General features: G+C 54.0%; 9 protein-coding genes. 6 read left to right on the top strand and 3 right to left on the bottom strand.

The window, feature by feature from the left end:
• The first annotated feature begins 201 nt into the window (after positions 1-201).
• From JQR90_RS21860 to JQR90_RS21850, 3 genes are all read left to right on the top strand, one after another.
• Complete coding sequence (locus JQR90_RS21860; RefSeq protein ID WP_010798485.1) at positions 202-477, top strand: hypothetical protein; 276 nt, start codon at positions 202-204, stop codon at positions 475-477.
• 171 nt (positions 478-648) lie between these two features.
• Positions 649-1728, top strand: coding sequence for a metallophosphoesterase (locus JQR90_RS21855; RefSeq protein ID WP_010798484.1), 1080 nt, complete (start codon positions 649-651; stop codon positions 1726-1728).
• The gene (locus JQR90_RS21850; protein ID WP_010798483.1) at positions 1725-3668 is read left to right on the top strand and encodes an AAA family ATPase; all 1944 of its coding nucleotides are present in this window, start codon (positions 1725-1727) and stop codon (positions 3666-3668) included. Before JQR90_RS21855 ends, JQR90_RS21850 begins: the two co-directional genes overlap by 4 nt.
• Positions 3669-3796: 128 nt before the next feature.
• Here JQR90_RS21850 and JQR90_RS21845 read toward each other — a convergent pair whose 3' ends face one another.
• Positions 3797-4405, bottom strand: coding sequence for an ERF family protein (locus JQR90_RS21845; RefSeq protein ID WP_010798482.1), 609 nt, complete (start codon positions 4403-4405; stop codon positions 3797-3799).
• Between the two features lie 263 nt (positions 4406-4668).
• A complete protein-coding gene (locus JQR90_RS21840; RefSeq protein WP_010798481.1) occupies positions 4669-5094 on the bottom strand; it encodes a hypothetical protein in 426 nt (141 codons plus the stop codon).
• Positions 5095-5296: 202 nt separating this feature from the next.
• Between JQR90_RS21840 and JQR90_RS21835 the strand changes: the two genes are divergently transcribed.
• Entirely contained in the window at positions 5297-6130 is an 834-nt protein-coding gene (locus tag JQR90_RS21835) for a DNA-binding protein (RefSeq protein WP_010798480.1), read from the top strand.
• On the opposite strand, the gene JQR90_RS21830 is transcribed toward JQR90_RS21835, so the two are convergent.
• Positions 6121-8706, bottom strand: coding sequence for a bifunctional diguanylate cyclase/phosphodiesterase (locus JQR90_RS21830; protein ID WP_434140801.1), 2586 nt, complete (start codon positions 8704-8706; stop codon positions 6121-6123). The genes JQR90_RS21835 and JQR90_RS21830 overlap by 10 nt on opposite strands.
• A gap of 217 nt (positions 8707-8923) precedes the next feature.
• On the opposite strand from JQR90_RS21830, the gene JQR90_RS21825 reads away from it, so the two are divergent.
• Both JQR90_RS21825 and JQR90_RS21820 read left to right on the top strand, forming a co-directional pair.
• The gene (locus JQR90_RS21825; RefSeq protein ID WP_010798478.1) at positions 8924-10549 is read left to right on the top strand and encodes a methyl-accepting chemotaxis protein; all 1626 of its coding nucleotides are present in this window, start codon (positions 8924-8926) and stop codon (positions 10547-10549) included.
• A gap of 142 nt (positions 10550-10691) precedes the next feature.
• Complete coding sequence (locus JQR90_RS21820; protein WP_112298082.1) at positions 10692-12233, top strand: sensor domain-containing diguanylate cyclase; 1542 nt, start codon at positions 10692-10694, stop codon at positions 12231-12233.
• Positions 12234-12392: the final 159 nt, after the last annotated feature.

The raw sequence follows: 12392 nt of genomic DNA, 5'->3' as shown, positions 1-12392 counted from the left end.
GGCAGCATGCTCAGCTAGGCAGGGTATCCTGTCTGCCTGCATATTTCATCGGCTGCCAAATCAATAACTTGAGCCACTTTTTAAAAAATATGGATTTTTTTGCTAACCGTTTATCCCTTTAGACAGACGGCACGCTGTAGTGGCGAATAAATAGCAAAACGCTGCCTCTAACAAACACTACTGCCTGGTTCTGCTTGCATCATGAAGTGTCTGTCTCGCCTTACCTACATTTTTGCTGACTCATTTGCTCTTAAAGGCATCATCGACCAAGAGGGTAGCCTGACGATTACCGCAGCGCCTCTTGATGGAGGAGAGCCTTATACTTGGCGTTTTTCCGCCCGGTATTTGAAAAATGGTGCGCTGTTCCAGACGCTGCTGGACGATATCGAGCATGAGCTGCTCAAACACAACAAGCAGAAGGCGCAGTTGCAAATAGACGACCTGGTAGGAACGCCCGTAGGGCAGGTGTCTCGCTAAAGGCTCATCAGATCACCTGCTACCGTTTATTTTTTTGCCGTTGCCCCCATCTTGATTCCACTACCGCTGCGTGCCGTTGCGCCGTTGGCGCTGTAATACAGTAGAGGTGTTCAACCTCTGTCTCTTCTCGACGTCAAACGTATTATCGCCTACAGCAGGATCTGACAGCCTATGAGCCTCGTCTATGGCATCTGCTCGGATGCACATTTGCATAATTGGTCAGCGTTTTCCCGTGTCGACAAGAATGGGCTCAATAGCCGTCTCGGTCATATTCTGGATCAGATTCAGGTGGCGGCGCATGACCTTCGTGCGGCAGGAGGACGTACGCTCTACATTACAGGCGATCTGTTCCATGTACGTGGCTCCGTTTCGCCCACGGTTCTTAATCCAACTATCGACCTGTTCGCACGGCTTACGACAGACCTGGGCCTGAACATTCGCGTCTTAGCAGGCAATCATGACCTTGAATCCCGTGACAGCAGCGCGCTGGGCAATGCTTGCGAGAGCTTGCGTACCATTTCCGGTATTGAAGTGATTTCAACGCCAATGTTGTTCGAGGATGACCATGTTGTCATGGTGCCTTGGTATGACCGACTCGATGATGTCCGCCGGCATATTGACGCTTGCCTGACAGATTTGAATGCAAAAGGGGAAGCTCCCAACGCATGGACTCTGATGATTCATGCGCCAGTCAATGGTGTTCTAACCGGCTTGCCAGACCATGGCTTTAACGCAGCGGAGTTGGCCCGATACGGGTTCAAGCGCGTTTTTAGTGGGCACTACCATAACCATAAGCGCTTCGAGGGTGAGGTCTATAGCGTAGGCGCCACCACCCACCAGACTTGGAACGATATAGGGACCCGGGCAGGCTATCTCTTGGTCAGCGATACCGACGTGGTATTTCGTACCTCTTCTGCGCCCCGCTTCATGGATCTGGATATTCGCTGGGATGAGCAAGAAGCTAGGGCGCAGTGCCGAGGTCATTATGTGCGGGCCCGGCTGGGCGAGGCGACCGAGGAGGAGATTTCTCACCTTCGTGATCAGCTTAAGACATGGGGTGCGTTGGGAAGCCTGGTACAAGCCATCCCCTTGCCACGCTCTGCTGTTATGCAGCGTCGCTCGCCGGTCTCCAGCGCACCGACACTACGCGAATCGATCCGCGGGTGGGTGGAGGAAAACAGCACGCATGGTGACGCACTGGTAGCACTGTGCAACGACATACTCAGCGAAGCCGAGGCGATCGATCCATGAGGATACAGAGCCTTTCGATTACTCACTTCATGGCGATTGGACATGTCGAGTCGCTTCCCCTGAACGACAAGGGTCTGGTACTGATCCAGGGCGAGAACCTGGATGATACGAGCCAAAAGAGTAACGGCGCTGGCAAGTCGTCAATTGCCGACGCACTGTGCTGGGTCCTGTATGGCGAAACCGCTCGTCAGGAGTCTGGTGATGCGGTGATCAACCGTACCGCAGGAAAGGGTACAGAAGTCAGACTTGAGCTGCTTGACGAGACGGGCGCACGTTACCGCATCAGGCGTTATCGCAAGCATCGCCAATACAAGAATCAGTTGCGCCTTGAGCATTTCATGGAAGGCGAATGGCAGGACCTTACCAAGGGCTCGGATAAGCTGACCCAGGTGCTGGTCGATAAGGTCATGGGCTGTTCGCGCGAAGTGTTCGTTAACGCGATCTATCTGGGTCAGGAGGCCATGCCCGACCTGCCCGGGATGACAGACCGAAACCTCAAGCTCCTGGTAGAGGAGGCCGCAGGTATCCATCAGTTGCAACAGGCTTATGAGATCGCTCGGGCCCGACTTAATCAATGCAAGGTCGAGGTAGGAGAGCTCACCACTCAGGCCAAGGCCTTGGAAACAGCCATCACCACCTTTACCGCCAATGTCGGGGCGGCCGAGCAGGATCGCGAGGCGTGGATACATCAGCAGAGCGCCGCCGTCCAGACCGCTACCCAGCACTACCATGCCGTTCGGGATGCATTTGATGCAAGCCTGGGAAAGTATCTTCAGGCACACTTGAAAAGCCTGGACGAGCAGGCCGCGGCCGTTCGTAGCAGGATCACCGCGTCCGATGAGGAACGCCGGCAGGAGCGTATCCATGCCAAGACGCTTCGAGAAGCGGAGCTTGCTTATGTCGCAGTCCAACAGACCCTGGAGCGTGAACAAGCCAAGACCCAGCGGCTCGCTCACACGTTGGAGCACATTGACGATCAAGTAGGTACTACGTGTTCTCAATGCGGTCATGTCATCGAACCACAGGATCTTGATGCCTCACGAGACATGACCCGGCAATCCGTGAAAACGCAGCAGGAAAAGGTACTTGCGCTACAAGATCAAGCGAAGACAGCGAAAGAGGCGCTTGACCAGTTGGAAAACAGCCTACGCAATTATCGCCAGCAAATGACTGATGTTTCCGAGCAAAGTGCAACCCTGGAAGCGCTTGAGCAGCAAAGACGAAAAACCCAGGCTGAACAGCACGCCTGGCAGGAACAGGCCAGGCAGCTACAGGTGCTGAAGGAGCGCATCGCGCAGCTCGAATCAGCAAAGAATCCGCACGATTCAGCCATACAGCGTGCACGTGAGCAGTTGGTACAGGCAAGGGTGAGACAAGAAGCCTTGACGGCTACATTGAGCGCAGCGCAGCAACGGCTTGCACTGGCGGAAGAAGCCGCCCGGGTATTCAGCCCGTCAGGCGTTCGTGCGCATATTCTGGATAACGTAACCCCCTACCTGAATGCTCGGACGGCTCACTATTTGTCTACATTGACGGACGGAAACGTGACCGCAGTGTGGTCTACCATTGCATTGACGGCCAAGGGAGAGTTACGCGAGAAGTTCTCTATCGATGTGGTCAGCGCAACCGGGGGTGAGACCTTTAAAAGTCTCTCAGGAGGAGAAAAGCGTAAAGTCAGGTTAGCAACCGCCATGGCACTGCAAGATCTGGTCGCATCGCGAGCCAGTAAACCCATCAGGTTGTTTATGGCAGACGAGATTGATCAGGCCCTTGATGAGGCCGGTCTTGAGCGATTAATGTTTTTGCTGGAGGAAAAGTCCCATGACAAGGGAACGGTCCTGGTTATCAGCCATACGGATCTACGCGATTGGATTCGTAACAGCATCACTATAACCAAGGAAAACGGACAGGCTACCGTAGAAGCTGCATATACCGTCTAAGCGGTGCTGGCTCATTGGATAGCCAAAAGGGCATTTGATGCGGGCTAGTAAAAATCAGTCTGCTATTTTTTAGTGTTAGAGCTAAGCCAAGCGTCCCTGCAGGCTTGCCAATGGATAGGTGAGGGAAATCATGCCGCGTTGTCCTGACTCTTGCGTTCCTGGTACTTCTTGGCGGCTGACTCGAGACTGCTGACAATGCTGTCATAGACGTCAACGGTCATCTTGCTGGCGTCCGGGTAATCCGTTTCAAACTTCTTCTGAACAGCCGGGCTGCACTCGCTTACCGCATTTTCGATACGCTTGAGCTGACTCTTGTTAATGTAAACAGCAGGCTGGCGGTTGGCATTGGTCTGAGAAGCATCATTGGCATCGTCATCCTCTTGGGCAATACCTGCAAAGGCTGCCAGGGAATAACGGCGATAGTACGTAATCGCGCTACCAACCCCTTGAGGGTCCATTTTCATGCAGGGGCCCAGCAGGGTATTGCTGATCCACTGACCCGACTCGTGCATCAGTACCGTTTCGACACTGACCTTGCCATCTTCAAAGCCCGGCATTTGGACGATCGAAAGGCCGAACTTGCTCAGAATCGGTCGGGTTGTATTCAATACTTCGGCTAGATCCGCATACTTGCTTCTGAAGTGCGGATTGATGCTTCCCTTCGTGGCGTTTTCAATCTCAGCCTGTGCGGCGGCCAGGGCCTTGGCAAGGGCGTCGATGTTTTCTGACATTTTCATACAGGTATCTCCAAGGCAACATACCCCTTACCGACGGGACAGGGGTGAACGTCGAGAACTGATGAGAAGGGTTTAAAGAGGCTTTCCAGGCAGTCCATCCTATATGGGGGCAAGCGGGCTAAAACCAAGCTGAAAGCCCCGAGCTGCCTGACCTTTCGTCGGATGAACACTGCCTTTAAAAGGCTTCTCAGTTATCAAACGCGCTACTACTTGGACCACAGCGAAAGCGGTTTATCTGCAAGCGTGCAAAGGTTTGTAATGGGTCAGAATTTATGAAGCGCGAGGGATATCCCATAGCTCAAGGCCTGCCCGGTCAGTTGGCGAAGCTCCTCGTCAGCGTCGTGTTTCGCTGCCTGAACAAGGCGATCACCCAGAGCACCTTCAAGGCATGCAGGCGTTGCCTTCAAAATCTCGAGCCCCTTGGCAGTGAGGACACAATCATGAGCGGTTCCAGCCACTACATCGCCATGTTCGATCAAGCCTGCATTGCCAAGCCATCTGACCGAGGCGGTAAAGAATCGAGCCTCATCCGCACAGGGATTAAAGTCATCTATTTCATTCAGGCCCGCCGCCTCGATGTGCTTTTGCATATCGGTACAAAAGAGATTACGCGGAATAGGGAAGGCCTCGTACAACTCACCAAAAAGCCGACCGACCAGATTATCGAACCGTTCAATGTTGGTAGCCATGGGCGCTCCTGAGTTGATTTCACTCCATCATAGCTGACATCGTAATGCGCAGGAGAGCACCGTCTGGCGAAAAGCGCTGTAAATCAAAGTGTTAAATATAGTCCTGCCTTTTTCTGGCTACGCCATCCCCTACTTGGGATGAGCACAGAGTTGCGCTACGATTAGCCTTACGATTTTTATCCTTTACGTAAAGCGAGTAGCCATGAGCCGTAACGGTATAGACAAGGAGAAGGTGGCCACTGCCATTCGGCAGCTAAAGGAAGAGGGCCGGTCTGCCTCTGTACCTGAAATCCGGGCGCTGACAGGAGGCTCGTTTACAACTATTCAACGCTATAAAAAAGAAATCGAAGCTGACGAGCAAAGCCTTTCAGGACCGAGCGGGCGGATCAGGGCGGACATGCTGGCACTGATCGAACAACTCGAACGCAAGTTGCTGGAGAGGGCCCAGCTGGAAATAGACGAGGCCGAGCAGACGCTCGCGGTTCAGGCGAAGTCGATAAATGAAAAGCTCAAACTTGCCGATGAGCGTGCGAACGCCCAGCAAGAGCGTATCAGGGACCTGGAGACCAGACTAGCGAAGGCCGAAGCACTCGCAGCAGATTACGCAAACCGATACAACGCAGCCAATAACGAGCTGGCCAGGCAGGCGGTAGACCTGACTCATAGCCAACGTGAGTCGGCTGCCCGTGCCCAGCGTATCGAAACGCTAAGCGCTGAACTCAAGACGGCACGGGATGCGTTGGAAGGTTATCAGGAGGTGATGCAGCGCCAGCGGCTGCAGGATCAGGTGCAGTCGGATTCCGCCGTCAGTGACTTACGCAACCAGCATCAAGCGGTTCTGGCCGAGAATGCCTCCTTGCGGGAGCAGAACATCCAGCTGATTCGGGATAATGAGCGACTCCAGGCCTTGCATACCACACAGGCCCGGCATCTGGATGACCTGGCCCGTCAACTCGATCAGGAGCGCGCCACCGGCAAGGACCTGATCAGGCAGATCGCCCGTCTGGAGGCGCGATTGGAATCGCATCAGCTCTGAGACTTGTCCTCCGGGGCAAGTTGCTCATTCAACTGCTCAACCAGGCGTTCTACCGGGACCGGTCTGCCTAGCAGAAAACCCTGCGCTTGATCGCAGCTCAGGATACCTAGTGCATTAAGCTGCTCGGCTGTTTCGACACCTTCTGCGGTCACGGACATCGAGAGCGCCTTGCCCAGTGCAACAATGGCCTTGATGATGGCCTGATTGCTGTCGTCACCCTCGCTTAAGCTCATGACGAAGCTGCGATCAATCTTGATGCCATCGAATGGATACTGGCTCAAGTAGCTAAGCGAGGAGTAGCCTGTTCCAAAGTCATCCATGGAAAGCTTCACACCCAGCGCCTTGAGTTCATGCATCAGGGCCAGTGCGCTTTCAGCATTATCCAACATCACGCTTTCGGTAATTTCCAACTCAAGCCGCGCAGGCTCAAGTTGCGTTTCTTCCAATACCTGCCGGATACGCTCTACTAGGTCATTACGCTGAAATTCGATACAGGAAAGATTGACCGAGACGAAGATAGGATCTTTCCATTCGAGCGCCTCGCGACATGCCTTGCGCAAAACCCAGTCGCTCAAAGGCACTACAAGCCCGCTCTGCTCGGCCACCGGTATGAATATAGCAGGACTCAGCAAACCGCGGGTAGGGTGGCTCCAGCGTACCAATGCCTCTGCGCCAATGATATTCCCGTTCTGGATACTAAAGCGCGGCTGGAAGACGAGTCGTAACTCATCGCGCTGCAGGGCGGCCCGTAGGTCTTCCTCGATCTGCTGACGTTGAAGCAGCCGCTCGTTCATCGCGCTGTCGTACAGCCGCCACGTATTACGGCCTGCCCCCTTGGCCTCATAAAGTGCAATGTCCGCAAACCGAAGCAGCTCGCTCTTGATAACCCCATGGGCAGGCGCCTGCACGATACCAATGCTGGCGCTGATACGAACCTCAAGTTCGTCAATCATGATTGGAGCAGAAAGGCAGGCCAGCAGACATTCTGCCAATACAGGAGTGTTTGGCTGCATTTGCCCGGTAAGCACAAGGACAAACTCATCGCCACCCTGACGGGCAATGAATACGCTGCTATCCATACACCGTTTGAGCCGGTTGGCCACTTCGATCAGGACCTTGTCACCAAAGCCGTGCCCTTGAGTATCGTTAACGTGCTTGAAGTCATCCAGGTCCAGATAAAAGATGGTCAAAGGACTCTCTGGCGTAGGTCCGTTTCCCAATTGCTCCTTGAGATACCGATACATGTACGTCCGATTGGGAAGCTGCGTCAGCGGATCATACTTGGACAGATGCTCGTAATGGGCCTGAGCTTCCATTTCGTCTGTAATGTCGCTGAGAGTCCCGCGATATCCGGATAAGACGCCCTCCGTCCAAACAGACCGAAGATAAAGGTGCCCCACACGTTTATGTCCTTCGCGGTCCATGTAAAAGCATTCCAAGGCTTTTGGGGCACCTGCTGGTTCCTGATCTTGTTGGGCGCTTGCCTGGAAGTCCGTTTCGCTGAAATCAATAAGCTCCTGCAGCGGCTTTCCCAGCCACTCGTGAACACTAAAGCCGGTGCTAACTGCGAAACGGTCAGAAAGATAGGTCAGCTCACGTCGGGCATTCGTCTCCCAGATCCAGTTTGAAGAAGCCTCGGCAACATCCCGAAAACGAGCCTCGCTATGCTCCAGGGCTTCATGGCTGCTGTCGATCAATGCAGCCGCGCGCAGTGATCGGCGCTTGAGTTTGATTAAAACCAGATACAGGGCAAATGCCGTAAGTACCAGCAGAGGCAGCATTACGCTTAGCAGTACACCGCCAGGACGCTCTGCCTGCCAGCTGAGCAGAAAAGGAACGCCATAGTCCTCACTTATGATAAGGCTGGCGCTATCCTTTTCTGCCGGCCCGGCTTTCAGATTGACAATGCCAGAGGCCGCACCTATCGACGCCAGCCTCTGCTGATCCAGCCGTTCAACAAAGAGCAGGATGGGAAGCTGGTCTCGCCTGGGTAGATACGCCACCTGAATAGGTTGAACCAAAGCTGCCGAAACAATCGCCGGTACGCCATCTACCTGATAAGAACCCTGAACATACGTAAGCGGAGGCTCGCTCCGGAGTCGGTCCAGCATTGCCGGCAAGTCGCCTTCGATCCACTGGAGTGCATCCTTGGGGTCGACCGTATCCTTTAAAAAGGCATAACGGGTATTTTGCGAGCCGTCGACAACCAGGACGGCGTCCAGCCCATACTGCGACAGCAGCGAGCCGGCCAGCTTATCTTCTTCACGCGCCCATTTCGTATCGACCGCAGGATAGAGGTGCATGAAATTCTCCTCCCAGCGGGCATAGTCCATGAGTGTCGCCACCGTGGACTTCTTACGGGTATCGATAGCATTGCGCAAGGCCTGCTCACCACTGGTAATGGCCTTATTATCTAACGACCAGGCAATATAGCTCGTGACGGCGCCTGCCAGGGCGAACAGGCTCAACATCAGGACGGTAAACATCAACACAGAGCGACGGGTCAGCTCAGTGTGGCTTTGTGAACGAAACGGCTCGTCCTTTTTCATGGCTGGCGGGGGCGGAGAAATAGGCATGGTCAGGGAGGCGATTCGATAATCTGCTATCAGGTTGTTTTATATCGGCTTCCGCTCTCGCCGCTGTAGCAAATAATCCGGTTCAGGCGATGTGAGGCACAACCGGGCGGATCAACAGACCATCCGGCAACTTTTGACTCAAGAATTCCGCACTGATGCCGCTTCAATACGTATCACTTTGCATGTCCTCTCCGGCCCCCTTATCAAGGTTATGTCTATGAGCCTTCGCTCCGTGAAAATTGCATACCGAAGCCTGTTTTGCTTTGGCGTTATCGCGGTCATCCTGACCGGGCTGGGGGTGTTCAGCCTGGCACAGATGTCTCATATCCAGGATCAATCTCGGAAAGTGGAACTGAACTCACTGCCCAGTATTGTTGAAAGTGACAATCTGGCCCTGCAAATGGCCCGTATTCGTATAGAGGCGTTGCGCCTGATTGCCTTGCCAGATGCTGAAACGCTTCGAAAGACTCAGCAGAAAATCAAAGACTTGGGACAGCTTGTTGAAGCTGGCTTCAAACGCTATGAGCCTTTAATCAGCACGCCGGAGGAGGGCAAGGCGCTACAGCAGTTGCAGGCTATCTACCGCGACTATATGACTAATACCGATCAGCTCGTAGCGTTAATGGTCAACGGCCGGATCGATGATGCCCGTAAACAGGTCATGGGTGGCATGGCCAGCCTTGGCTTGAGCATGAACGAACAGACCGAGAAATTGCGTACCCTGAACCAGCAGGCAGCCAAAGCCTTTGGCGAAGATGCACAGGCAGTGTATAGCAACTCCGTATCCATTACCCTGACAGTTATCGGCTGCGCCCTGGGCCTTACAATCCTGCTCGCCTGGCGTCTGACCTTGAGTCTGTCCAAGCCTATTCGCGAAGCTGTGCAGGCCGCGGAGGCCATCGCGTCGGGTGACCTAACCCACCGGCTGGAAACAACCGGTACAGATGAGGCCGCTCAGCTGCTCAAGGCTATGGGAAAAATGCAGGGCAATCTGCGCGATACGCTTGAGCAGATCAACCGGTCGGCTGAGCAGCTGGCTGCTGCGACTGAAGAAATGAGCGCAGTCATGAGCGAAAGTACGCAGGGACTGCAACAGCAGAACAGCGAAATTGAGATGGCAGCTACTGCAGTCACCGAGATGAGCCAGGCCGTTGAAGAAGTAGCGGGTAACGCGACGTCGACGTCAGTCGCCTCCAAGGCAGCAGCCGAAACCGCGCGCCAAGGGCAGCGTCAGCTTAACGATACCCTCAGTGCTATTGGTGTCCTGACGGACAACGTTCTGAGCGCTTCTGAGCAGGCACGTCAGCTGGCCGAACAGACACGCAACATCAGCCAGGTGCTGGATGTCATCCGGTCCGTAGCGGAGCAGACCAACCTGCTGGCGCTGAACGCTGCAATCGAGGCGGCCAGAGCAGGGGACGCGGGTCGCGGGTTTGCTGTTGTAGCAGATGAGGTACGCTCACTGGCACACCGGACCAGTGATTCTACCCGCGAAATCGAGGCCATGATTGGTAGCATTCAGCAGGGGACTACTCATACCGTAGACGCCTTGCTGACCAGTGCGGATCAGGCCAGGCAAACCCAGGAGCAGGCTGAGGCGGCAAGTCATGCACTAGGCACAATCAACGATGCGGTTAACGGTATCGATGAGCGTAACCTGGTCATTGCCAGCGCTGCTGAAGAGCAGGCACAGGTGGCCCGAGAGGTGGATCGTAATCTGGTTCGTATTCGTGATCTGTCTATCCAGACGTCCGCGGGTGCAGAACAGACCCATACAGCCAGCCAGGAGCTTTCTCGCCTGGCTGGAGACCTAAGCGGGATGGTTCGCCGGTTCAAAGTCTGATCGACCGGCAGGATGATGCTGATTAACAGACATCGTTCTGCCCTACGTTTCGGCTAGGTAACGCAACGGAATGTAATAAATGCGCCCTTTATGGAAGGGCGTTTGTAAGCCCTCGTTGCAGTCCATGCCCTAAGGTAGGTTTATGTCTCATCCTGATTCAATGGTTTCGAAGAAACTCAAACGCCTACCTCTGGAAACGCTAACGATGGCCTTTCTGGGCCTGGTGTTTGTGTCCTTGGTAGGGTTTGATTTCTGGCAAAGCTGGCATGCGCGAGACGTTCAACTGCAGCAGTCCGAGAGCACAACGCTCAACCTGACTCGCGCGTTGGCCCAACATGCTGAGGACTCGTTCCAGGAAGTGGATGTAGCGCTCATGAGCCTTCAGCACTTGCTGGAGCAGGGTAATGAGATATCGTTTAAACCAGACGCGCTGCATACGCTGCTTGAGAAATATGCGGGCTCCCTAGAGCAGGTCGAGGGCCTGTTCGTTTTTGACGAGCAGGGCAATTGGAGGGCAACCTCTTTAGGTGAAACGCTATGGAAAGGCCAGAACTCAGACCGAGGCTACTTTAGATTTCACAATCAGAACACAACTGAAGACCCCTTCATTAGCCGTGCCATTCACTCCCGCTCTACAGGTAACTGGATTATTCCGATATCCCGGCGTGTTACCGACAAACAAGGGCGTTTTGCGGGTGTAGTGCTGGCTACAGTCAGGATGGAGTATTTCCTTGATTTCTATAGGCACATCGAGTTAGGGCCTTCAGGTGCCATTGTGCTGGCGATGCCGGACGGCACGATTCTGAGTCGACGCCCCTTCAAAGACGAATATCTGGTGGGCAAACACCTTGCCCAGAGCTACGTCATTACCACAGCATTGGCTCAGGCGCCTTCCGGCATCGTGACTATCAAAGCGGTAATTGATGGGGTTGAGCGCCTGTATGGCTACCAGCTGATAGATAGATATTCCTTGTTGGTAATGGTGGCAATGAGCAAGAAAGAGCTCTTGTCGGACTGGACCGGTGATACGCAACGCTCAGCCATCATTGTCGCCAGCCTCATTATCGTGATGTCGCTGTTCGGCTTGGTGTTAATGCGTCAGATCGGGCACGCCAATACGGTAAAGGCTGAACTGATCGAGGCACATCGTGCACTGGAGCGGCAGGCCTTGTCTGATGGGCTGACCGGCTTGGCCAATCGTCGCTATTTCGATATGGCATTGCAGCAGGAGCTCAAGCGGGCAGAACGTTCGGGGCAACCGCTAAGCCTAATCATGCTGGATATCGACTTTTTCAAGGGCTACAACGACCATTACGGACATCCTGCAGGCGACTATTGCCTGAAACAGGTCGCACAGGCGCTAAAGCATAGTCTACCAAGATCGGGCGATTTTGCGGCACGGTATGGTGGTGAGGAAATGGCGGCCATCTTGCCAGCCTGCGACAGGCAAGGCGCCTGGATAGTTGCTAAACGTATTCAGGACCAGCTACGTAAGTTAAGGCTTGAGCATCACAACAGTCCATTCGGCGTGGTCACTGTCAGCGGTGGTATTCATACATATATGCCCGGCGAGGACGGCGTCCTGACTGGACAAACATTGATTGAGTGTGCAGACAGTGCTTTATATGAAGCCAAACGTAATGGGCGAAACCGGATGGTGGCGACTGAGAGTAGTCATACGTGATTAGCAGAGGAGACGTGAGAGGTTCCCGGACATGGGCTCTATACGCAGGTCCGGTACTACTGGTAATTCTAATACTCTATTTAACATAAGATATATTATGCGAATGTAAGGATAAGTCTCATAGGAGCATGATCGACACATTTCCCCAGTGTTTCATTT

The organism is Pseudomonas sp. JZ114, from assembly GCF_051027705.1.
Lineage (GTDB): Bacteria > Pseudomonadota > Gammaproteobacteria > Pseudomonadales > Pseudomonadaceae > Chryseomonas > Chryseomonas luteola.
The sequence above is the reverse complement of the archived record's forward strand: the minus strand, read 5'-3'. Positions and strand labels throughout refer to the sequence as shown.